Genomic DNA, 23,049 nt, shown 5'->3' with positions numbered 1-23,049 from the left:
CTAACATTGTTTCTCTTTGCGTTTTTTTGCGTAGAGAGTTAAAAGCATGTGTTAATTTTCGTGGTTCAACACCATGGATAAAACCGGAGAGATTTTATGGCATCCGCCGCAGAACAACTGGCTTCCAATCTTAATTTTAGTGCTTTTTCGCGTGCTACCGAGCTCAAGAAACGTATTTGGTTCACTTTGGGTGCATTGCTCGTATATCGTTTTGGCACCTATATACCAATGCCGGGAATCAATGTTGATGCACTAAGACAAACTTTTGCGCAACACGCGTCTGGTGTTTTGGGATTGTTCAATATGTTTGCCGGTGGAGCTGTTGGACGTATGGCCATTTTTGCTCTGGGTATTATGCCATACATTTCCGCATCCATTATCGTGCAGTTGATGACGTCGGTTATTCCCTCGCTTGAAGCCTTGAAAAAAGAAGGTGAGACCGGCCGGAAGATTATTAACCAATACACGCGTTATGGCACTGTTTTATTGGCGCTCATTCAGGCCTACGGCATTGCTATTGCGCTTGAAAGCGGGATGGGGACGGGCTTACAAATTGTTACAGATCCTGGAATGATGTTCAGGATTACTGCTGTTATTACGCTTACAGGCGGTACGATCTTCTTGATGTGGCTTGGTGAACAAATCACCTCGCGTGGGGTCGGAAATGGTATTTCGCTGATCATCTTTGCGGGTATCGTTGCAAACCTTCCCTCCGCCATTGCTCAACTCTTGACAGCACACGCGCAGGCAGATCTGTCGACGTTCATGCTGCTTGCTATTATCGTTATTTGCATTGCGGTTATTGCTGTTATCGTTTTTGTTGAACGTGCACAAAGACGCATCATTATTCAGTACCCTAATCGCCAAATGGGCAACAGAATGTTCAAAGGCGATACTTCGAATTTGCCACTCAAACTCAATACTGCCGGCGTTATTCCTCCGATTTTTGCGTCGTCACTTTTGATGTTGCCTGCAACAGTTAACAATTTTTCGCAAAACATGCCTCATTGGCTGCAGGCAATTTCCTTTTCATTGAGTCATGGACAACCGCTTTACATGGTTGTTTATGCCGGACTGATGGCATTCTTCTGCTTTTTCTATACGGCGATTGTATTCAATCCGAAAGATACAGCTGATCAGCTGAAAAAACATTCCGGGTTTATTCCGGGAATAAGGCCTGGAGAGCGGACTGCTCAGTATATTGACTATGTACTGACACGCATTACCGTTGTTGGTGCGATTTATATTATTCTTGTTTGCCTTTTGCCAGAATTTTTGATGTCGACATTGCATGTTCCGTTCTATCTCGGCGGTACGTCACTGTTGATCGTTGTAACAGTTACACTTGACACGATTGCGCAAATTCAAGGGCATTTGGTTGCTCACCAATATGAAGGTTTGCTCAAAAAATCAAAACTCAGGAGCGGGAAAAGAAATAGATGAAACTGATTTTTTTAGGACCACCCGGTGCCGGTAAAGGTACGCAGGCAAAAATTCTGACTGAAAAATATGGTATTCCTCAATTGTCGACCGGCGATATGTTGCGGGCCGCAGTTGCAGCAGGAACCGAAGTCGGCAAGAAGGCCAAGTCTATTATGGATGCTGGCGGGCTTGTTTCAGACGAGATCGTGAACCAGATTGTTTCTGACCGGATTGATGAACCTGATTGCTCGAAAGGTTTTATTCTTGATGGGTATCCACGCACTGTCGGTCAAGCCGAAGCGTTGCAAGAAATTCTGAAACATAAACATACGAATTTGGATGCGGTCATCGAACTTGTTGTTGATCAGAATGCGCTTGTCAATCGTATGAAGACTCGCGTTGCAGAAACAATTGCTGCAGGTGGAAAAGTTCGCTCGGATGATAATCCGGAAGCTTTTGCCAAACGCCTTGTGGAATATGGTCAGAAAACTGCTCCTTTGTCGCAGTTTTATGAAAAAACCGGTTTGTTGAAAAAAATTGATGGTATGGCCTCTGTCAAGGATGTCACACTGGCAATTGAAAAAGCACTTCACTAAAGACAGTCCGGCTTATAAGTGAAAGGGGAGTTGACTTTTGCGGTGAAATCCGTCAAAGACAGCACAATTTCATTTTTTTGAGAGATGATTGGAATCGGCTTTGTGTGCGGTTCTGGTCGCTTTGTGTTCCAACTGCTGGTAGTTGCGACACAAATGGTTGAAATTTAATTTAAGGAGAACAGGCGTGGCTCGTATTGCTGGCGTCAACATCCCGACGAATAAGCGCGTTATTATCGCTCTTCAGTATATTCACGGGATTGGACCGAAATTTGCTAAAGAAATCGTTGATAAAGTCGGTATTCCTGCTGAACGCCGTGTGAGTGAACTTTCGGATGCTGAAGTTCTTCAAATCCGTGAAGCTATCGATCACGATTATCAGGTGGAAGGTGACCTTCGTCGCGAAGTTTCTATGAATATCAAGCGTCTTATGGATCTTGGTTGCTATCGTGGTTTGCGTCATCGTCGTTCGTTGCCGGTTCGCGGTCAACGTACACATACCAATGCACGTACCCGTAAAGGTCCGGCACGGGCTATTGCCGGTAAAAAGAAATAATTCACACGTGAATTTACTTCAGTTTGCCTGAAAGCAGAAAACATTGTTTTTTGTTCGGGGTGATTGGAGCTAATAAGGTGTAGCCGCTGGAGATACGGCGGTGCAGAGATCAGTGAAAGGAAAATTATGGCCAAAGAGCCTACACGTATTCGCCGTCGCGAACGTAAAAATATCTCGTCGGGCGTTGCTCATGTCAATTCGACATTCAACAATACTCTTATAACAATCACCGATGCTCAGGGAAACACAATTTCCTGGTCGTCAGCTGGGGCTCAGGGCTTTAAAGGTTCGCGTAAATCGACACCTTTTGCGGCGCAGGTCGCTGCAGAAGATTGTGCAAAAAAAGCGCAAGATCACGGTATGCGGTCACTTGAAGTTGAAGTTTGCGGACCAGGTTCGGGTCGTGAATCCGCTTTGAGAGCACTTCAGGCTGCAGGTTTTATTATTACATCTATTCGTGATGTGACACCCATTCCGCATAATGGTTGCCGTCCGCGTAAGAAACGCCGCGTTTAATCCGGTTGTTTTTCGGTGTCAGAGCTTTGCTCTGGCGTTCAAGCTGGCCGTCACGGCTGAATGGTGGCGGAAGTAAAGGACAGGAATAGGAATATGATCCAGAAAAACTGGCAGGAACTGATTAAGCCTAATAAAGTCGAGTTTCAGACTCAAAACGGTTCGAACAAGGCTGTTGTGATTGCTGAGCCTTTGGAACGCGGCTTTGGTTTAACGTTAGGTAACGCTTTACGGCGCGTATTACTGTCTTCTTTGCGCGGTGCAGCTATCACTGCTGTGCAGATTGACGGCGTGTTGCACGAATTCTCGTCAATACCCGGCGTACGGGAAGATGTTACAGATATTATTTTGAATATCAAAGAAATCGCCATCCGTATGGAAGGCGAGGGTCCGAAACGCATGGTCGTTCGTAAAGAAGGACCGGGTGTTGTCACTGCGGGGGATATTCAGACAGTCGGCGATGTCGAAATTCTCAATCCTGAACACGTTATTTGCACACTCGATCAGGGTGCCGAAATCAGGATGGAATTTACAGTGAATGCAGGAAAGGGTTATGTTCCTGCCGATCGTAACCGTAGCGAAGATGCTCCGATAGGTCTTATCCCGGTTGATAGTCTTTATTCGCCAATTCGCAAGGTTTCATACAAAATCGAGAACACCCGTGAAGGGCAGGTTCTTGATTATGATAAATTGATCCTGACCGTTGAGACAAATGGTGCAGTGAGTGCAGAGGATGCAGTTGCTTTTGCTGCCCGTATTCTGCAAGACCAGCTTTCTGTATTCGTCAACTTTGAAGAACCGCAGAAAGAAGCTCCGCAAGAGCAGGTTTCCGAGCTTGCATTTAACCCGGCATTGCTCAAAAAGGTGGATGAGCTGGAACTTTCCGTTCGTTCTGCCAATTGTCTTAAAAATGACAATATCGTTTATATTGGCGATCTTATCCAGAAGACGGAAGCAGAAATGCTGCGTACGCCGAATTTTGGACGTAAGTCGCTCAATGAAATCAAGGAAGTTCTTGCTTCAATGGGACTTCATCTTGGCATGGAAATCCCCGCTTGGCCGCCCGAGAATATCGACGACCTGGCAAAACGTTATGAAGATCAATACTGAGTTAGAAATTAAGGAGAAGGCTCATGCGCCATGGTAAATCAGGCCGCAAGCTGAACCGCACTGCTAGTCACCGTAAGGCGATGTTTGCCAATATGGCAACGTCACTGATCGAGCATGAGCAGATCGTGACGACGCTTCCAAAGGCAAAAGAAATTCGTCCAATTGTTGAAAAGTTGGTAACATTAGGTAAGCGTGGAGGTCTCCATGCACGCCGTCAAGCCATCTCGGCAATTCGTGATGCAAAGCAGGTTGCAAAGTTGTTCGATACTTTGGCACCGCGCTACGCAACGCGCAATGGCGGCTATCTGCGTATTATGAAAGCCGGTTTCCGTGCCGGTGACAATGCCCCTCTGGCTGTTGTCGAGTTTGTTGAACGCGACGTGAATGCCAAGGGTGCTGCAGATAAAGCACGTGTTGAAGCAGCAGCCAAGGAAACTGAAGCTGCCTGATAGCTTGCTTACAAAGCACTTCGAAGAACCCGCTTTTATAGCGGGTTTTTTTGTTTTCTATAATGTTTCGAATTTCTTCAATGCGGTAAGGCGCTCACCTTCGTCTTCAATAGGAAGATACAAATTGTCGCGAATTTTTTAAATCTCATTCTGTTGAATGATTGCATGAAAATCTTGGGATGAGAGTCGCGTAACGTTATCCGGTTATGTTCCAAAAAATATGTGTATACAAAACAAGGAAAAGAGCAGCACGTAAATATTGTTCTGCAAGTCGTATCCGACAGAATTGAACACCAGTGGGATTGGTATTTGAACATTGGCGAAAAGAGAAAAGCATTTTAAACGGGAAATCGATTGTGCCTTGTAGTGCGTGTGGGCGTAATCTCGCAGCGGAAATTACTCGCTGTGTTTTTGTGTGCGGGTACGAAACTTGATGTTGTAGGGAATATTCGACGCACGCAATGCTTCATCATTTTGAATGCGTGTCTAAAATACGAGTGGGAGTTGGGCTGCCGTTCCTTGCAAGAGTGCACGTGAAGTATGATTACAGAAGTCTTGGCTTCCCGAATGAAAATTCCATTGGATGATGCTTGAAAAATATCGTTTGCTCCTTCACAAAAAGCATCGAAGAAACGGATAAAAGATATGAAAAAAAGGATGGTTCCGATATCGTTCTTTTGCCAAAATCATCAATAAAATGGCAGTTGAGTTAAAAATAAGCTTTCAGAGATAAGTCTCATTGAGAAATGCTTAAAAATACCAGGCTGTCTCTGCTATTGTGAAAAGAGAATCTATAATAAGGAATCGATGATGAAGCTGTCTTTCAAGGCCATTGTTCTTTTCAGCATTTTAACAGTCATTCTGCCCCAGGCAGGATTTTCCGAAGTGCCTCAATCTCAAGCGGAAATTAAACTGAGTTTTGCGCCGCTTGTTAAAGCAACTGCACCTTCGGTGGTCAACGTCTATGCTGCCAGAATTGTAAAAGCGCGTTCTCCTTTCGCTAACGACCCTTTTTTTGAACAGTTTTTTGGTCAATCGCTTCAAAATGCTCCATCAAGAAGACAGTCCTCACTAGGTTCCGGCGTGATTGTTGATCAAAGTGGTCTGATCGTTACGAACTATCATGTTATCCGTGATGCGGATGAAATAAAGGTTGCTTTGTCGGATGGTCGCGAATTCGAAAGCAAGGTGATGTTAAAAGACGAGGCAACGGATATTGCGGTTTTGAAAATCACTCCAAAGGGTGCGCCATTTCCGGTTTTGCCATTGGGCGATTCTGATGCCGTCGAGGTGGGAGATCTGGTTTTGGCAATTGGTGACCCGTTCGGAGTAGGCCAAACCGTCACAAGTGGCATCGTTTCAGCTCAAGCACGCACACGCGTCGGCATTTCCGATTTCGATTTTTTCATCCAGACCGACGCACCGATTAATCCAGGCAATTCGGGCGGAGCACTTATTGATATGAAAGGGGAATTGATCGGTATCAATACGGCGATATATTCGCAATCGGGCGGTTCGGTTGGAATCGGCTTCGCAATCCCGGCAAACTTGGTAAAAACTGTTGTTGATGCTGTGAAAAGGGGCGAACAGACATTTGAACCGCCTTATATTGGTGCATCATTTCAGAACGTAACAGCAGATGTTGCCGAAGGGCTCGGAATGGATCAGCCTTATGGAGCCATTATAACCGATGTTGCCAAACAAAGCCCTGCCGAGAAGGCTGGACTTAAAATCGGTGATGTTATCCTGAAAGCAAATAACATCCGTATTGATAATCCTGATAGCCTTGGTTACCGGTTAATGACAACGGGTATCGGTCACACGCTGGATATCGAATATCTGCGAAACGGCAAGACAGCCAATACCTCCATATCACTCACTTCTATTCCCGAAAACGAGATTGCACGTCCCGAAAAATTGTCGGGAAATACGCCTTTTTCCGGTGCTGAAGTGATGAATTTGACGCCGATGAATGCACGGCGTTTTCATGTGGCACCGGATTCAAACGGCGTTGTCATCAATGATGTTGAAGATAACAGCAATGCTTCAGGATTGTTTCAACGGGGTGACATTATTCACGGCCTTAATGGCAAGGAAGTCAAAACTGTTGCCGATCTGAAAAAAATTCTATCAAATGGCCAACCGCGCATCTGGCAACTCGAATACGAACGCAACGGCATGTTGGTTCGGCAATTTGTGCGTTGAGGTGTTTTCTTGGTAAACGACCTTTTTTCATCTTCGTCTGATCCGGAAATGGATAAGACAAAACCGCTAGCCGAGCGCATGCGGCCGCAACATTTGTCTGAAGTGATCGGGCAGGAGCATCTTACCGGCCCAGAGGGTGCGTTGACCCGAATGATCAAGTCCGGCTCTATGGGGTCAATGATTTTCTGGGGACCACCTGGAACCGGTAAAACGACTGTCGCGCGGCTTCTTGCCGGCGAAACGAAATTGGCTTTCGAACAGGTTTCAGCAATCTTTTCCGGTGTGGCAGAGTTAAAGAAAGTATTCGAAAGTGCGCGGGCGAGACGCATGTCGGGTAGGCAAACTTTGCTTTTTGTCGATGAAATTCATAGGTTCAATCGAGCCCAACAAGATAGTTTTTTGCCTGTTATGGAAGATGGCACCGTTATTCTTGTAGGGGCTACGACCGAAAACCCTTCATTTGAACTTAATGCGGCCTTACTTTCCCGTGCACGTGTTTTAACATTTTATCCGCTCGACGAAAAAAGTTTGGCAACAATTATAGCAAGAGCTGAAAAGATCGAAGGTAAGGCTCTTCCTGTTGATGATGGAGCACGAGAAATGCTGGTGCGTATGGCTGATGGAGATGGCCGTGCAGTGCTGACAATGGCCGAAGAATTATGGCGGGCAGCAAGACCGGATGAAGTTTTCGACGATAAAACACTCCAAAAGATCGTACAGAAAAGGGCTGCAATTTATGACAAAGGGCGGGATGGTCATTACAATCTGATTTCGGCGCTTCATAAATCGGTTCGCGGGTCCGATCCCGATGCTGCACTTTATTATCTTTCACGTATGTTGGATGCCGGCGAAGACCCGCATTATATTGGTAGACGCCTTGTGCGTATGGCTGTTGAAGATATTGGTCTTGCTGATCCGCAAGCTCTTTTGATCGCAAATGCAGCAAAAGATGCTTATGATTATCTCGGGTCGCCGGAAGGGGAACTTGCTTTTGCCGATGCGTGTATTTATCTCGCAACCGCTCCGAAATCCAATGCCGGTTACGTGGCATTTAATAAAGCGATGCGTTCTGCGCGTGAAAACGGTTCCTTAATGCCGCCAAAATCTATCCTTAATGCTCCAACAAAACTTATGAAGCAGGAAGGTTATAGCGAAGGCTATCATTATGATCATGACGAACCGGATGCCTTTTCGGGGCAGGAGTATTTTCCCGAAAAAATAGGCCACCAGCACTACTATGATCCGCCGGAACGCGGCTTTGAACGTGAAATAAGAAAACGCCTTGAATGGTGGGAAAAATTACGTAAAGAGCGCAGAGAAGAAAAATAAACTCGGTATTTCGCTATAAAAATTGTATTCATGTAGTGAAATCCGGAAAACCACGTCTATAATCTCCAACAGGAGATTAAAGTGAATCCACTCTAATGGAGATTACAAACAATGTTGAAAAAGTTGGGCATCCTTTTTCTATCAGCAAGTTTTTTAACCGCATGTGAAACCACAAATCCCTATACCGGCGAAAGTCAGGTATCGAAAACGGCAACGGGCGCAACGATCGGTGCCGTAGCAGGTGCCCTTGGTGGTCTGATGGTTGGCGGATCAAGTCATGCGCAAAGAAATGCTGTGCTGATCGGCGCCGGCGTTGGCGCACTTGGTGGCGGCCTTATCGGCAATTATATGGATCGTCAGGAAGCTGAACTTCGTCAACAATTGCAGGGAACTGGCGTATCTGTTACCCGTGTTGGTGATCAGATACGGCTCAATATGCCGGGCAATATCACTTTCAATACCGATCAGGATTCAGTCAAAGGGCAATTCTATCCGGTTTTGAATTCTGTTGCCATTGTATTGAAAAAATATAACAAATCTCTGGTGGATGTTTTTGGTTTTACAGATTCGACCGGAAGTCTTGAACATAATCAGGATCTGTCACAAAGGCGTGCACTTTCGGTTGCCAATTACCTTAACAGCCAAGGCATTGATGGACGCAGACTTGCGGTTCAAGGCTATGGCCCTTCTAATCCGATTGCCTCCAACGACACTGTGGAAGGCCGTTCTCAGAACCGTCGTGTAGAAATCCAGATTGCACCGTTGCGTCAGGACGGCTATTGATTTTCTGTGAATTAAAAATTTGTTTTTCTAAAACCGCCGATCAGATCGGCGGTTTTATTTTATTGAGTTTTTCCATGAGTGAAAAGAACATTAATAGAACAAAATGACATAAAATAACAAAATCAACGTGTTATATGGCTTGTCAAAAAAGAACAAATAGTGTACAAATGAACCATCAAATAAATGAACGCTCTGGCTTCATATGTTAGAAAAGGTTAGTGTAAGATGTCACAAAATACATTGCGACTCGTTGAGGATAAAACAGTGGATAAATCAAAAGCTCTGGATGCCGCACTATCCCAGATTGAACGTTCGTTTGGCAAAGGCTCTATCATGCGCCTTGGCGATAACAAACATATTGTCGAAATCGAAACAATTCCGACAGGTTCGTTATCGTTGGATATTGCGCTTGGAGTAGGAGGACTTCCAAAAGGTCGTATCGTAGAAATTTATGGGCCTGAAAGTTCTGGTAAAACAACTTTGGCTCTTCATACAATTGCCGAAGCACAAAAACGCGGCGGCATTTGCGCTTTTATTGATGCCGAACATGCACTTGATCCGGTTTATGCCCGTAAACTTGGTGTCGATATTGAAAACCTTCTCATTTCGCAGCCGGATACAGGAGAACAAGCTCTGGAAATTACGGATACATTGGTGCGCTCCGGTGCGGTCGATGTTCTTGTTGTCGATTCTGTGGCTGCACTTACGCCACGCGCTGAAATCGAAGGCGAGATGGGAGATTCGCTTCCCGGCTTACAAGCCCGTTTGATGAGTCAGGCATTACGCAAATTGACCGCGTCCATTTCACGTTCGAATTGCATGGTTATTTTTATCAACCAGATTCGTATGAAGATCGGTGTTATGTTCGGCTCGCCCGAAACGACAACGGGTGGTAATGCATTAAAATTCTATTCGTCTGTCCGTTTGGACATCCGTCGTATCGGTTCTATCAAAGACCGTGATGAGGTTGTTGGTAACCAGACACGCGTCAAGGTCGTCAAAAACAAGCTTGCTCCTCCATTCAAGCAAGTTGAATTCGACATTATGTATGGCGAAGGTATCTCGAAGCTCGGTGAACTTATCGATCTTGGTGTGAAGGTCGGCATTGTCGAGAAGTCCGGTGCGTGGTTCTCGTATAATTCCCAGCGTTTGGGGCAAGGGCGTGAAAATGCCAAACAGTTTCTTCGCGATAACAAGGAAGTGGCTGACGAAATCGAGGCAGCTTTACGTCAAAACGCCGGTCTGATTGCAACAGAACTTCTTGAAAACGGTGGTCCGGAAGCTGATGATGAAAGCGCAGCAGGCTGATCCTGCTTTATTGAAACCGACACAGATAGTTAGAGTGGTTTCAGGATCGAAAATTTGTCCATGCCAACGTGAAAACGTTAAAGAATTTATCGGTTCTGTATCTGGTTTATAATTGAATGAAGGGCGTGAGCAGAAAGGCTGGCGCCCTTTTTTGATTGTTCTGTTAGCGTTTATGGATAATGAGGTTGGCAGTTAATATAAATGTTGTTCGATAGAAGTTGAATTGTAAAGGCTAGCTAATAAAGCCGTCAGGAAAAACCCACTGGGAAAAAACGGCAGGAATAAAATCCTCAGGAAAATGCCAGCAGGATATGTGTCTATGTCGGAGTGAAACGGCATTGTTCTGTCGAAACGATATTCGCTTTGCAGTTGTTGTGCGTGACTACACAGTTTTTCATGATGATTCTTCTGGCTTCATTCCAAAAGCGTTCCTGGAATTTCCTAAAATACCCTGAAATTCTATGTATAGCGCGTGGTACTTTTACGTAAATGAAGTGTTCGGAGTTCTGTTCTTATCGGTGCGAGGTGCTATCGTTTTAATAGCGGTTTGATCAGGCACTTCAGGAAATCAGACTGAACGGATAAAAGTTCGGTCTAGTGAACTCTTTTATTCGCTATTGCAAAAAATTGTCGTGGTCTTGGTATCTCATGGAATTATCGCGGAATAATGAGCTGTGTTCCAATTTTACGAATTATCGTGCTTCGAGTTGGTATTCGACCGATTGCTGACGGCAATTTTGAAATTCGCGGATGAGAGTTTATCGGATGCGGTTTACTGTTGATTTCAGGATTAAATAATTAAGAGGAACAAGATCCGATTTGCTGCAGGTAAATTGAAGAAAAACCGTTTTAACACCAAAAAATATTGCGGTAATTCAAAGAAATCTTTCTGACGCAATTGATCGAAAATGTCCGAGGTAACACATTCCGATAGGGATTTATGCGATAGAGCGGTGGCTATAGGAAAAACCGACAATGGGATAGCCATTGAATTTAAGCGGGGAAAAAGTGTTGGTAGGAGGTGGTTGCTTTCGTCACCGCCCATTAAAGTTGTTGAGATAATGTTTGAATAAGCGCTTTTTTTAAGCTCGTGGCATATGTTTCAAGTGTTTTCTGTTGATCTACTTTGCTTGAGGCAAAAAGCACCGGATTTAGCATTCACATTGCGGGATTGGCGTGAAAAAGTGGTTTCCAGATTGGCGAATATGCTCTAAAAGGCAGTCAAATATATTTTTAAAAATCCGGCGGGCAGGATTAAGCTCAGCGGCGAGTACAGGTGTCAGTTATGAATAGTGTTAACGAGATCCGGTCAACATTTCTGGATTATTTCCACAGAAACGGGCATGAAATTGTCCCATCCAGTCCGTTGGTTCCGAGAAATGATCCGACCTTGATGTTTACCAATGCGGGAATGGTACAGTTCAAGAACGTGTTTACCGGTCTTGAACAACGCCCCTATAAAAGAGCAACAACAGCGCAAAAATGCGTTCGCGCCGGCGGTAAGCATAACGACCTGGACAATGTGGGCTACACAGCTCGCCACCACACATTTTTCGAGATGCTCGGTAACTTCTCTTTTGGTGATTATTTCAAAGAACAGGCCATCTATTTTGCCTGGAATTTGCTTACTAAAGAATTCTGTCTGCCGAAAGAAAAGCTGCTTGTTACTGTCTATCATGAAGATGATGCGGCAGCCGAGTTATGGAAGAAAATAGCCGGTCTTCCGGACGACAAAATTATCCGGATTTCAACCAATGACAATTTCTGGGCTATGGGTGACACGGGTCCTTGCGGACCGTGTTCGGAAATATTCTATGATCATGGTGATAAAATCTGGGGTGGCGTGCCGGGAAGCGCAGAGGAAGATGGTGATCGTTATATTGAAATCTGGAACCTTGTTTTCATGCAATATGATCAGGTGACAAAGGACCAGCGTAACGATCTCCCGAGGCCATCCATTGATACAGGCATGGGGCTTGAACGTATTGCTGCCGTTTTGCAAGGTGTTCATGATAATTACGATATTGATCTCTTCAAGACATTGATACGCGCTTCCGAAGAGGCAACCGGCGTCAAGGCGGAGGGAGAATTCGTTGCAAGTCACCGTGTGATTGCAGATCACCTTCGTTCATCCGCTTTTTTGATCGCCGATGGCGTTTTGCCTTCCAATGAAGGGCGCGGTTATGTATTGCGCCGCATTATGCGTCGCGCCATGCGTCACGCCGAGCTCTTGGGCGCAAAGGAACCTTTGATGTGGCGCCTGTTGCCGACCTTGATACGTGAAATGGGCCAAGCCTATCCCGAACTCATCCGCGCTGAAGCGCTGATTTCTGAAACATTGCGATTGGAAGAAACACGCTTCCGGAAGACTTTGGAACGTGGTCTTGCCCTTTTGAACGAGGCAAGCCACAATCTGAAATCGGGCGATCATCTTGATGGTGAAACAGCATTCAAACTTTATGATACCTATGGTTTCCCGCTTGATCTTACTCAGGATGCACTTCGTCGCCGCAATATAACGGTTGATGTCGAGGCTTTTGACAAGGCAATGGAACGCCAGAAAGCCGAAGCCCGTGCCAATTGGGCTGGCTCTGGAGAAGAGGCAACCGAAACCGTCTGGTTTGCCGTTCGCGATCGCGTCGGCTCAACCGAATTTCTTGGCTATGAGACCGAAAAAGCCGAAGCAGTGATTACTGCAATTGTGAAAGATGGCAAAATTGTCGATGGTCTGAAGGAAGGTGAAGAAGGCGCATTGATCGTCAATCAGACACCTTTTTATGGTGAATCCGGTGGTCAGGTGGGTGATACTGGCGTAATTGCCGGCGAAAAGTTCTCGTTTAATGTGACCGATACACAGAAAAAGGCAAACGGTGTGTTTGTCCATATCGGTGTTGCGAAAAAAGGCTTGATCAAGACGGGCGACGTTGTTGAACTTGATGTTGACGAAAAGCGGCGTCGTAAAATCCGTGCCAACCATTCGGCAACGCACCTTTTACACGAGGCTTTACGCGAAACATTAGGCACGCATGTTGCCCAGAAGGGGTCATTGGTTACGCCTGAACGTTTGCGTTTCGACTTTTCTCATCCGAAACCGATGACAGCGGAAGAAATCAAACAGGTTGAAGATTTGGCAAACGAAATTGTTTTGCAAAATAGCCCTGTGACAACCCGTCTTATGAGCGTTGATGACGCCATTGCCGAAGGTGCAATGGCCTTGTTCGGCGAAAAATATGGTGACGAGGTTCGCGTTGTTTCAATGGGGCAGCGGGTTGATCCGACAAAAGTCGGAAACCGCGCGTGGTCGCTGGAACTTTGCGGTGGTACCCACGTCAAACGCACTGGTGATATCGGGCTTATCCGCATTGTATCGGAAAGCGCAGTTGCTGCCGGTGTTCGTCGTATTGAAGCGCTGACAGGCGATGCAGCCCGCCATTATCTTGATGGTCAGGATCAACGTGTTCACGAAATTGCCAATGCATTGAAAACAACGCCTCAGGAAGCATTGGAACGTGTCCATGTGCTTGTTGAAGAACGCCGCAAGCTCGAAAAAGAGTTGAATGAGGCAAGAAAGCAATTGGCCTTGTCCGGTGGCGCAAATGATCGCGGCGAAGCCGATATTGAACAGATAAACGGACTAGCCTTTATGGGGCGCGTTGTTCATGGTATCGCGCCCAAGGATTTGAAGCCACTTGCTGATGCCGGTAAAAACAAGGTCGGTAGCGGCGTTGTTGCCTTTATCGGTGTTTCGGAAGATGGCAAGGCAAGTGCTGTCGTCGGTGTTACCGATGATTTGACAAAACGGTTCAATGCTGTCGAACTCGTCAAAGCATTGTCGGAAGTTCTAGGTGGCAAAGGCGGTGGTGGCCGTACGGATATGGCGCAGGCTGGTGGACCAGATGGTAACAAAGCAGACGATGCCATGAAAGCCTTGAGACAAAAATTACAGAAATAATTGCTGTAAAGAGCGGGCGCTAGCCCGCTTTTTTATTGTCTTATGGGCTTACGATTTTATTGTTCTTCTCTGCAGTCATTCCATCAAGTCCGTAAAAAAGTTTGAAGCCGCTTCCGGCTTTGGGCTTCATATTATTTTAGTGAAATTGCGAGAGTGCGGGAAGCTCGCTTTGTGAGGCAATAGTGCCGATCTTAAAATGACACATGTTTTTGAGAGCAGGGCGCAACGGGCGGTTTTAGGCCTATTCAAGGAAATAGTTTAAGCGCGGCAAGACTTATAAATTTGTTTTTAGCGAACAATTAAACAGGATTTTCAAAAGTTAAAACTTTGCCGGCTGATGGTGATCGTTCGTGAGAAGTGACTTGCAAAGTTGCGAAATGCAACGAATGGTCATGACGGGCTTTTATCAATGAGTGATAATAGGTTCATACTTATCTTGCTCGATCATCGCTATCAAATGGAACATTTGGAATAGCCATTGTTACCGTTCGTATAGCTGGATTGAATAGCCCCGTTTTTCATGCACCGGTGATTATTTCCGATAGAGGGCTCTTCCGACAGTGGATGAATATATCGCTAATTAAACAGAGGGGTTTCGTACTGGCCTTTGATGGGCGGGATATTGCTGCCTTCACAGAGTGAAATCGGGTTTTCAGCTATTCATTGCCGGCTAATGTCGCTTGAAAAATGGAAAGCGGGTTACAAAGTGCAAGAACGGAAAATGTGTATTTTGGGCGTCACCGTTACGTTGGGTTGGCTATTGCGGCTTCTCGTGAATGGAACAGGATTAAATTTATTGAAGGAATTTGGCTATTTCGCTCATGCGTTTATTCCATTCCGTTTCAACACATTTCTTTTATTAGTAAAACGCCGAGTGTTTTTCTTGCCCCGCAACTGGTCAATAGGGAATTCATTTAACCGATCTTATTGTGAAAACGGTTAATCCCGTGACATCGGACTTACCATCTTGAATGGTTTTTATAGTCAATGCGTTAAGCTACAAAATTGGTCGGTTTATGATGGTTGTTGAACCTGAACAGCATTGTCGCGGTTAAGTGCATGGGGCGAATGGTCTATTGTTAAACCACCCGCTTTAAGGAGTGCAGTGAAGCGACCGCCTTTTTCAGCAAGTTCATCAAAACTCCCTTGTTCGACAATATGACCATGATCCATAAATAATACCAGATCCGCATTGCGCACTGTCGAGAGCCGATGGGCGATGATGATTGTTGTCCGATTGCGGCTTACTGTGTCAATTGCTTCCTTGACGCGCGCTTCTGTTTCAACATCCAGTGCACTTGTTGCCTCATCAAGCACGAAAATAGGCGAGTTTTTTAATACGGCTCGGGCAATTGCCAGCCTTTGCCGTTCGCCACCGGAAAGGAGCGACCCGCGTTCTCCCACGCGGGTGTCATAACCGTTGGTCTTCGCATGAATGAAATCATTGGCAGCAGCAATCTTTGCTGCCTCATATATCTCTTCATCCGTTGCATCGGGGCGGCCGATGCTGATGTTTTCTTTGATTGTGCGGTTAAACAGCCCTGAATCCTGAAATACGGTTGCCATGGCATGACGAAGGGACGCACGGTTGACTGTTCTTGTATCAACACCGTCAATCGTTATAACGCCGCTTTCCGGATCGTAGATTCGTTGTAACAGATTGATCAATGTTGTTTTACCGGCACCGGTAGGCCCGACGATTGCTGCAGTCTGTCCGGGTTTGATTTCGAAGGTGATGTCATAGACACCTTGCAGAGTATTCGAAAATTCATGGGTGACATGGTCGAAACGGATGTCGCCTTTTACATTGGTCAATGAGGGGAGGCCTTTAGGTTCGGCTGCCGCAACAGTCGAATCCATCATGTCATAAAATGCGTCGAGTTTCGCCCGATTGGAACCAATGAGATTGATGAAATTGCTGATCTGGTCAAGTTGACCAATCATCATTTGTGAAAAGAAAACAAAGGCAACAACATCACCAATATTGAGGATACCTTTGGAAACCAGATAGGCGCCAAGAACAATGACGACGATGACTGTGATTGTCGAGGCCATACGGTTAAGGCCGGCCGCCAAGGCCCACCAGTTCAAAACAGGATATTGTGCCTTGAGCACGTTTTGTGCATTCTGTTTGACGCGTTCGCTTTCTTCATCGCCGCGGTTGTAGCTTTGAACAACCGAGACATTGGAGATTGAATCTGTGACATGCTCGAATAAAGCAAGATGATATTTTTCAACCGATTCCTGTCCCGTTTTGGTCTTGGTCATGACAAGACGAGCGATCATGATATAAATAATGCCAAGCGAAATCAGAACGATGGACAGTCGGTAATCGGTCCAGATTGCAACGCTTAACAGAATTATAAGCTGAATCATTGAAGCGAGATGCTGGCGCATGAATTCGAGCCACATCGTGAACATGGATTCGCAAGCTCGCAGCATTGTGTGAAGTGCATTGGAGGTACCGATTTTCTGGTGCCATGCAAGCGGCATATTGATAATGCGCTGATAGGATTCAGCTAATACTCCCAAGCGTCTGCGATGTGCCAGACGATCGGCTCCCCTGTCGACCATTACAGTTGCGACAATGGAAAACATACCGAGTGCCGTCCACAATGCGAGATAAGGAATAACTGCTGTGAAGGTATCGCCAGCCGAAAAAGCAGTGCCGCTTGATACTGCTTGCGCGGTTAAAGACAGTTCATCAATAATCCAGCCGAAAATTTTCGGTATGAAAACCTGCACAGCCGCCATAGCAATATTGGCTGCACAAATGATGATGACAGTTTTCTTTTCTGTCATCAAATAGCTGACTGCGCGCGTATAAGTTTTAAAAAGCGACAAGCTTATACCTCCAATGACACCTTGTCCCCGTGGTTGTCCGTTTTAAAATCGGTTCAACTGTTTATAATGTTTATTTAATGTGCGCTACTGTTCAATTTACGATCAGCAAAACCACTTTTAACAACACGATGTAACCGAGTGTGATCACAACGATAAATCATGTCGCTATTGTCGTTCGATGATGCTAGAGAAAACACCAAGGAGATGACGATGGCCGGTGTTGAAATAAAAAAAGTTGATGAAGATGAAAACGGTATGCGCGTTGACCGCTGGTTCAAGGTTCATTATCCGGGACTGGGGTTTGGCCACCTGCAAAAACTTTTGCGTTCCGGTCAAATCCGTGTTGAAGGGGGCAGGGTAAAGTCTGATACGAGATTGCAAATCGGACAATCGGTGCGTGTTCCTCCTCTACCTGTCGATGAAAAAGGCGCAGTACCTCTAACAGGCAAAACCATTCGTGGGCAGGATGATGGTGACGTTTTAAAGCAGATGCTTCTTTACGAAGACAAGAAGCTTTATGTCTTTAACAAGCCGGCCGGTCTTGCTGTTCAGGGTGGCTCGGGTGTTACCCGTCATGTCGACGGCATGCTTGAAGCCTGGCGCAATCAAAAGGGTGAAAAGCCACGCCTTGTCCATCGGCTTGATCGCGATACGTCAGGTGTCCTCGTTGTTGCAAAAACACGCTCGGCAGCGCAGGCTTTGGCAGCGGCATTCCGTGCCCGTGAAACCAAAAAGACCTATTGGGCCATTGTAAGAGGTGTTCCTAAAAAACGCGAAGACAAGATTTCAACATGGCTTGTTAAGGAATCCACCCCCGATGGCGATAAAATGCGTGTATGCCCGCATGGTGAACCGGATTCCGATCATGCTGTTTCGCACTACCGTGTTATAGACACGCGCGGGCAGATTTTGTCCTGGCTTGAAATGGAACCTTATACCGGACGCACCCATCAATTGCGTGTTCACGCGGCCTATATCGGCCATCCGATTATTGGTGACCCCAAATATTTTTATGCAGATCAGAATTGGGAACTACCGGGCGGTATCCAGAATCGTCTTCATCTCCATGCCCGCCGGATAAGAATTCCCAATCCTTCCGGAGGAATATTGGATGTGACTGCTCCTCTTCCGCCCCATATGGTGCAAACGTTCAATCTTCTTGCATTCGATGAAAGTGACGGAGATCAAGATTGACCGACAAGCCGCTTCGCCTTGCGCTTTTTGATTGTGATGGAACACTGGTTGATAGTGCTTTTGCTATTCAACGGGCGATGGTTCAAGTATTTGAAAAATTTTCTTATAAAGAACCCGATCTTGACGAGACAAAACTTGTCATCGGCCTCTCGCTTGATCGCGCGATCGCCCGCCTTTTAGATCGTCCCGTTGATGATGAAATTCTTGAAATGGTGACGGCTTATAAACAGATTTTTGCGAAAAACCGAGGCGATATTTCTTTTACCGAGCCGCTTTTCCCAGGAATTTTGGAAATGTTGACAACACTCGAACATAAAGATGATGTTCTTCTGGGCATTGTCACCGGCAAGTCGAAGCTCGGAATTGATAAAATACTGGAAGCCTATAAACTTCATTGCTTTATTACAATCAAAACAGCAGACGAATGCCCGTCAAAGCCTGATCCGACAATGGTTATAGAAAGTTGTAAACAAACCGGCGTGCTTCCTGAAAATACTTATGTCATCGGGGATTCCATTTTCGATATGCAAATGGCCAAGCTTGCTCATGCCAAAGCGATCGGCGTTTTCTGGGGCTATAATACGCCGGAAGCCTTGAAAGAAGCTGGTGCAGATAAACTGGTAAGAGAGCCAAAAGACATAATTCCGATTTTTGAAAGTGATAACAATGCGTGAATTTCTGCAAGAGCTGAATGACGACGCTGAAAAAGCTGATCCAGTGAAACAGGCTCAGCTTCTGTCTAAACGCGAATTACCAAAGCGGTTTTATAAAGAAGCTTTTGTCAAGGAAGTGGGGGGGGAATTTGCTGTTGTTCTTGATGGAAAAACAGTCAAAACGCCGGCACGCCATAAACTTGTTTTGCCTAATAGAGCGTTGGCCGAAATTGTGGCACACGAGTTCAATTCTCAACGACAGACAATTGATCCGGCAAAAATGCCGGTAACCCGCCTTGTCAATTCAATCCTCGATGGCGTCGTCGATAATATGGATGTTGTGCGGCATGATATTCTCGAATTTGTCGGCAACGATATGTTATTTTATCGCGCAGATTCACCAAAAGAGCTGGTCGAAAGGCAGCACCACCATTGGGATCCTATCCTTGAATGGATTCGTAAGGATTATGGTGCACGTTTCATGCTGACTGAAGGCGTGATGTTTGTAAAACAACCTGATGATTCGATTTCGGCAATAGGCGAAGCTCTTGAAGCAATAGAATCCCCTTATGTGCTGGCGGCATTACATTCCATCACCACACTTTGTGGTTCGGCACTGCTGGCGCTTGCCGTCTGGAAAGGAAAAATAAGCCTGCCGGAAGCCTGGAAACTCGCTCATCTTGATGAAGACTGGACAATCGAACATTGGGGAGAAGATGCCGAAGCAAAGGAAAAGCGTGCTTATCATCGGGCCGAATATGAAGCCGCTGCCGCTACTATTGCGGCCATTGAAAATCGATAAATTCTCTCAAGTTTGATTGATGGTTCATTGCTTCTTTTAAAAAACACGCTAGTTTAAACGTGCGGGTTTGTTTTACCAAGGAGTGAAGCTCAATGTTATCGAACATAATTTACAGAACGACAGCGATTGCCGAAGGTGGGCGTGAAGGTCATGTGCATTCGGAAGATGGTGCACTCGACATCGACTTGGTAAAACCTAAAGAGATGGGTGGTAACGGCACGATTGGTGCCAATCCTGAAACGCTTTTTGCTGCCGGTTATGCCGCATGCTTTGAATCGGCAACGCGTTTTGCTGCACAAAAAGCTGGATTTAAAGTTCAGGACGGAAGTTATGTAAAAGCAGAAGTCGGAATTGGACCGCGCAAAAGCGGTGGTTTTGAACTTTCAGTTATTATGACAGTTCATCTGGAAGGGCTTGACAAACAACAAGCCGAAATGGCTGCCCACACTGCTCATAACGAGATTTGCCCTTATTCTCATGCGACACGCAATAATATCAGTGTCCAGATTAAAGTGATCTGAAAACGGCCACCGAAAATTCTGTGGTATCTTTATTCTTGCAAGTTGTTCGTTTGGAAGTTTTTTCGCAAACGAACAATTTTTTCGTCTTGAACGAAAGTTTCTGAAATATAATGCGGTATGAGCTGCAGAATATTTTATCCCGCAAAGTGTTCAAATAGTTCACGGGTTATTCAAATAAATGACGCTCTGAATCCCGCAAAAGCCGATGTCCGGCTCTTTATCAGTGATGCATTTCCGTTTATATAACTCGTTGGCGAGATTTTATTATTTTTAAAATCGGGGCGTTCGCATCAACCATAAAAGGTAAGTTTTTGCACCCCATCCGATGCTATATCAATTATGAAAAGAGCTAGGGCCGTATTATGCAATCGACAGCTCTGTTCTAACGACAGCGTCGAATATAAAAATGCATTTGCAAATTTAGAAACGTGCCCGTAATCATTTGATTTTGGGCTCATTGAACGTGTTTTTTTCCGCACATACCCCCGAAACGCGGTGGTACGATAGAAAACAGGTCTATCCCCCAAGAATATGTGTTATTGCCCTTTTAAAGCCCGATTTGGATAATCTAGAATATGCGCTTCCGGAAATAAAAAAACCGGAAATCATGTGTCGTAAAAAGTTAAGACAACGGCTAAAAGCAATAAACCTTATTTAATTGGCTTGACTTCAGGCGCACTGAGCTTGATTTTTTCGAAACCCGGAAATGCAGCACTCATAGTCGAAATAGTGGTGGCGTCGTCACCACGGACAAAATACCACTGATTATTGTCGAGAATGGCTACAAGCTCACCTTTGACCTGGTTTTTATTATTGCCGTTGATAGTGGTGATCACAAAATCGGTAGGGATAATATAATAGGGAGTTCCGTCCTCGAATTCGCCAGCACTTTTTTTCGATTGGCTTATTGTTATCTTGTCAACTTTATAGGTTTGAGCCAATTGCTTCATCTGGCTCACCATGATTTGCCGGAACTGCTCCTGATCAACTTTTGATTGAGCTGCCAAAGTCTGGATGATTCGCGGCGGTATTGCATTCAAAACCGCGTCGAAATTGGATGTTTGAAGGGCTGTTGCGTAATTATTTGTGGCATCACTCAGCATTTTGACTTCTGCGTCCGTCGCCGATCGTGCATCTGCCGGGATAAGCCCGCAAAAAACAATTGAAAAACCAACGATGACTGGGAGGATGCGTCGCATAGCTTACCTTCGATACTGTTTACTCATACCTTCTTTATAGAGAACTCATAAACTAAAGGCAAAGCGTGACAGGAAAAAGGCAAAGATTGTTACAAAAACGGAGGCCGAAGCCCCCGCTTTTTATGATCTTGGTTAACTCGGATCAGACTGAATAGTACATATCGAATTCGATCGGATGAGGTGTCATTTCGTAACGCAAGACCTCTTCCATCTTCAATTCGAGGAACGAATCAATCTGGTCATCATCGAATACATCACCGGCTTTAAGGAAGGCGCGGTCTTTGTCGAGACATTGTAATGCTTCACGCAAACTGCCGGAAACCGTCGGGATTTTTTTCAATTCCTTTGGCGGCAGATCGTAAAGATCTTTATCCATTGCTTGTCCGGGATGGATCTTGTTCTTGATGCCATCGAGTCCTGCCATCAAAATTGCCGAGAAGGCAAGATACGGGTTGGCTGTCGCGTCAGGGAAACGGATTTCTACACGTTTTGCATTTGGCGAAGAACCGAAAGGAATACGGCAGGAGGCTGAACGGTTACGTGCCGAATAAGCAAGCAAAACAGGTGCTTCATATCCCGGAACCAGACGTTTGTAAGAGTTGGTCGACGGATTGGTGAAAGCGTTGATAGCTTTTGCGTGCTTGATGATGCCACCAATGAAGAACAGGCAGGTTTCCGAGAGGCCTGCATATTCATTGCCTGCAAAGGTCGGCTTTCCGTTTTTCCAGATCGACATGTGAACGTGCATGCCCGAACCGTTGTCACCGAAAATAGGCTTCGGCATGAAAGTAGCAGATTTGCCATAGGTATTGGCAACCTGATGAACAACATATTTGAATATCTGCATTTTGTCGGCTTCGCGCACCAATGTGTCAAAGCGAATACCCAATTCATGCTGGGCAGCAGCAACTTCATGGTGATGTTTTTCAACGCGAACGCCCATATCGGTCAAAGCAGTCAGCATTTCCGACCGGATGTCCTGACAGGAATCAATTGGCGGAACAGGGAAATAGCCGCCTTTTACGCGCGGACGGTGCCCGAGGTTGCCCATTTCGTATTCAGTGTCGTCATTGGAAGGAAATTCGTTGGAGTCAAGTTTGAAGCCTGTGTTATAGGGATCAACTTTGAAGCGAACATCGTCAAACAGGAAAAATTCGGCTTCCGGCCCGACATTTACGGCGTCGCCAATTCCCAATGATTTTACATAGGCTTCAGCTTTTTTGGCTGTCGAGCGCGGATCGCGGTTGTAGGATTCGCCCGAGATCGGATCAAGTACATCGCATAGGATGACCATTGTGGATTGGGCGAAAAACGGATCCATATGGGCGGTGGTTGGATCAGGCATCAATACCATATCCGACTCATTGATTGCTTTCCATCCGCTGATGGAAGATCCATCGAACATGACACCATCAGCAAATGTATCTTCGCTGATTTCAGCAATATCCATGGTTACATGCTGTAGTTTGCCTTTAGGGTCGCTAAAACGCAAATCTACGAAGCGAATGTCATTATCCTTAATTTGCTTAAGGACATCAGATGCAGTCGTCATATTACATTCCTTATTTAAAAGTAATAAAGGGTTGATCGGACATGCCCCGTAAAATGGGGCATGA

General features: G+C 45.6%; 18 protein-coding genes. 15 read left to right on the top strand and 3 right to left on the bottom strand.

Annotated elements, in window-relative coordinates; translation table 11 throughout:
• The first annotated feature begins 96 nt into the window (after nucleotides 1-96).
• From secY to alaS, 11 genes are all read left to right on the top strand, one after another.
• Nucleotides 97-1,443: a preprotein translocase subunit SecY gene (secY, locus tag PEB0122_RS11275; RefSeq protein ID WP_075870496.1), complete on the top strand. Its 1,347-nt coding sequence runs from the start codon at nucleotides 97-99 to the stop codon at nucleotides 1,441-1,443.
• On the top strand, nucleotides 1,440-2,018 hold the full coding sequence (locus PEB0122_RS11270) for an adenylate kinase (protein WP_075870497.1): 579 nt from the start codon (nucleotides 1,440-1,442) through the stop codon (nucleotides 2,016-2,018). Before secY ends, PEB0122_RS11270 begins: the two co-directional genes overlap by 4 nt.
• Nucleotides 2,019-2,202: 184 nt before the next feature.
• A complete protein-coding gene (rpsM, locus tag PEB0122_RS11265) occupies nucleotides 2,203-2,571 on the top strand; it encodes a 30S ribosomal protein S13 (RefSeq protein WP_075870498.1) in 369 nt (122 codons plus the stop codon).
• Between the two features lie 126 nt (nucleotides 2,572-2,697).
• A complete protein-coding gene (gene rpsK, locus PEB0122_RS11260) occupies nucleotides 2,698-3,087 on the top strand; it encodes a 30S ribosomal protein S11 (protein ID WP_075870499.1) in 390 nt (129 codons plus the stop codon).
• A 93-nt stretch (nucleotides 3,088-3,180) separates the two neighbouring features.
• On the top strand, nucleotides 3,181-4,194 hold the full coding sequence (locus PEB0122_RS11255; protein WP_075870500.1) for a DNA-directed RNA polymerase subunit alpha: 1,014 nt from the start codon (nucleotides 3,181-3,183) through the stop codon (nucleotides 4,192-4,194).
• A 23-nt stretch (nucleotides 4,195-4,217) separates the two neighbouring features.
• The gene (rplQ, locus tag PEB0122_RS11250) at nucleotides 4,218-4,643 is read left to right on the top strand and encodes a 50S ribosomal protein L17 (protein ID WP_075870501.1); all 426 of its coding nucleotides are present in this window, start codon (nucleotides 4,218-4,220) and stop codon (nucleotides 4,641-4,643) included.
• Between the two features lie 810 nt (nucleotides 4,644-5,453).
• On the top strand, nucleotides 5,454-6,848 hold the full coding sequence (locus tag PEB0122_RS11245) for a DegQ family serine endoprotease (RefSeq protein ID WP_075914620.1): 1,395 nt from the start codon (nucleotides 5,454-5,456) through the stop codon (nucleotides 6,846-6,848).
• A gap of 48 nt (nucleotides 6,849-6,896) precedes the next feature.
• Entirely contained in the window at nucleotides 6,897-8,177 is a 1,281-nt protein-coding gene (locus PEB0122_RS11240) for a replication-associated recombination protein A (RefSeq protein WP_075870502.1), read from the top strand.
• Between the two features lie 111 nt (nucleotides 8,178-8,288).
• Nucleotides 8,289-8,960 (top strand): YiaD family glycine zipper/OmpA-like lipoprotein, encoded by a 672-nt coding sequence (locus tag PEB0122_RS11235; protein WP_075870503.1) that lies wholly within the window; start codon nucleotides 8,289-8,291, stop codon nucleotides 8,958-8,960.
• A gap of 225 nt (nucleotides 8,961-9,185) precedes the next feature.
• Nucleotides 9,186-10,268, top strand: coding sequence for a recombinase RecA (gene recA / locus PEB0122_RS11230; RefSeq protein ID WP_075870504.1), 1,083 nt, complete (start codon nucleotides 9,186-9,188; stop codon nucleotides 10,266-10,268).
• Between the two features lie 1,285 nt (nucleotides 10,269-11,553).
• Nucleotides 11,554-14,220 (top strand): alanine--tRNA ligase, encoded by a 2,667-nt coding sequence (gene alaS, locus PEB0122_RS11225; protein ID WP_075917204.1) that lies wholly within the window; start codon nucleotides 11,554-11,556, stop codon nucleotides 14,218-14,220.
• A gap of 1,014 nt (nucleotides 14,221-15,234) precedes the next feature.
• On the opposite strand, the gene PEB0122_RS11215 is transcribed toward alaS, so the two are convergent.
• Nucleotides 15,235-17,064, bottom strand: coding sequence for a glucan ABC transporter ATP-binding protein/ permease (locus PEB0122_RS11215; RefSeq protein ID WP_075917202.1), 1,830 nt, complete (start codon nucleotides 17,062-17,064; stop codon nucleotides 15,235-15,237).
• A gap of 210 nt (nucleotides 17,065-17,274) precedes the next feature.
• On the opposite strand from PEB0122_RS11215, the gene PEB0122_RS11210 reads away from it, so the two are divergent.
• The 4 genes from PEB0122_RS11210 to PEB0122_RS11195 all read left to right on the top strand — a co-directional run bounded on the left by PEB0122_RS11210 (nucleotide 17,275) and on the right by PEB0122_RS11195 (nucleotide 20,234).
• Nucleotides 17,275-18,258 (top strand): RluA family pseudouridine synthase, encoded by a 984-nt coding sequence (locus tag PEB0122_RS11210; protein WP_075870858.1) that lies wholly within the window; start codon nucleotides 17,275-17,277, stop codon nucleotides 18,256-18,258.
• Entirely contained in the window at nucleotides 18,255-18,932 is a 678-nt protein-coding gene (locus PEB0122_RS11205) for an HAD-IA family hydrolase (RefSeq protein ID WP_075917201.1), read from the top strand. The genes PEB0122_RS11210 and PEB0122_RS11205 overlap by 4 nt, the downstream gene beginning before the upstream one ends.
• A complete protein-coding gene (locus PEB0122_RS11200) occupies nucleotides 18,925-19,713 on the top strand; it encodes an ATP12 family chaperone protein (RefSeq protein ID WP_075917200.1) in 789 nt (262 codons plus the stop codon). The genes PEB0122_RS11205 and PEB0122_RS11200 overlap by 8 nt, the downstream gene beginning before the upstream one ends.
• Before the next feature lie 92 nt (nucleotides 19,714-19,805).
• Entirely contained in the window at nucleotides 19,806-20,234 is a 429-nt protein-coding gene (locus PEB0122_RS11195) for an organic hydroperoxide resistance protein (RefSeq protein ID WP_075870509.1), read from the top strand.
• 650 nt (nucleotides 20,235-20,884) lie between these two features.
• Here PEB0122_RS11195 and PEB0122_RS11190 read toward each other — a convergent pair.
• Together PEB0122_RS11190 and glnA are read right to left on the bottom strand one after the other, a co-directional pair.
• On the bottom strand, nucleotides 20,885-21,433 hold the full coding sequence (locus PEB0122_RS11190) for a hypothetical protein (RefSeq protein ID WP_075870510.1): 549 nt from the start codon (nucleotides 21,431-21,433) through the stop codon (nucleotides 20,885-20,887).
• 142 nt (nucleotides 21,434-21,575) lie between these two features.
• Nucleotides 21,576-22,985 carry a type I glutamate--ammonia ligase gene (gene glnA, locus PEB0122_RS11185; protein WP_075870511.1) on the bottom strand — a complete coding sequence of 470 codons (1,410 nt, stop codon included), beginning with the start codon at nucleotides 22,983-22,985 and terminating at the stop codon, nucleotides 21,576-21,578.
• Nucleotides 22,986-23,049 lie beyond the last annotated feature (64 nt).

The sequence above is a fragment of the Ditibartonella apis genome (assembly GCF_001952075.1).
GTDB lineage: Bacteria > Pseudomonadota > Alphaproteobacteria > Rhizobiales > Rhizobiaceae > Bartonella > Bartonella apis.
This window is presented reverse-complemented; position numbering and strand designations above follow the sequence as displayed.

Excerpts from the sequence above, each read along its gene's own strand:
- PEB0122_RS11210 (WP_075870858.1), top strand. The coding sequence starts at position 17,275 with ATGGCCGGTGTTGAAATAAAAAAAGTTGATGAAGATGAAAACGGTATG.
- PEB0122_RS11245 (WP_075914620.1), top strand. The coding sequence starts at position 5,454 with ATGAAGCTGTCTTTCAAGGCCATTGTTCTTTTCAGCATTTTAACAGTC.
- rpsK (WP_075870499.1), top strand. The coding sequence starts at position 2,698 with ATGGCCAAAGAGCCTACACGTATTCGCCGTCGCGAACGTAAAAATATC.
- PEB0122_RS11270 (WP_075870497.1), top strand. The coding sequence starts at position 1,440 with ATGAAACTGATTTTTTTAGGACCACCCGGTGCCGGTAAAGGTACGCAG.
- PEB0122_RS11195 (WP_075870509.1), top strand. The coding sequence starts at position 19,806 with ATGTTATCGAACATAATTTACAGAACGACAGCGATTGCCGAAGGTGGG.
- PEB0122_RS11200 (WP_075917200.1), top strand. The coding sequence starts at position 18,925 with ATGCGTGAATTTCTGCAAGAGCTGAATGACGACGCTGAAAAAGCTGAT.
- PEB0122_RS11255 (WP_075870500.1), top strand. The coding sequence starts at position 3,181 with ATGATCCAGAAAAACTGGCAGGAACTGATTAAGCCTAATAAAGTCGAG.
- PEB0122_RS11190 (WP_075870510.1), bottom strand. The coding sequence starts at position 21,433 with ATGCGACGCATCCTCCCAGTCATCGTTGGTTTTTCAATTGTTTTTTGC.
- recA (WP_075870504.1), top strand. The coding sequence starts at position 9,186 with ATGTCACAAAATACATTGCGACTCGTTGAGGATAAAACAGTGGATAAA.
- glnA (WP_075870511.1), bottom strand. The coding sequence starts at position 22,985 with ATGACGACTGCATCTGATGTCCTTAAGCAAATTAAGGATAATGACATT.
- secY (WP_075870496.1), top strand. The coding sequence starts at position 97 with ATGGCATCCGCCGCAGAACAACTGGCTTCCAATCTTAATTTTAGTGCT.
- alaS (WP_075917204.1), top strand. The coding sequence starts at position 11,554 with ATGAATAGTGTTAACGAGATCCGGTCAACATTTCTGGATTATTTCCAC.
- rplQ (WP_075870501.1), top strand. The coding sequence starts at position 4,218 with ATGCGCCATGGTAAATCAGGCCGCAAGCTGAACCGCACTGCTAGTCAC.
- PEB0122_RS11240 (WP_075870502.1), top strand. The coding sequence starts at position 6,897 with ATGGATAAGACAAAACCGCTAGCCGAGCGCATGCGGCCGCAACATTTG.
- PEB0122_RS11235 (WP_075870503.1), top strand. The coding sequence starts at position 8,289 with ATGTTGAAAAAGTTGGGCATCCTTTTTCTATCAGCAAGTTTTTTAACC.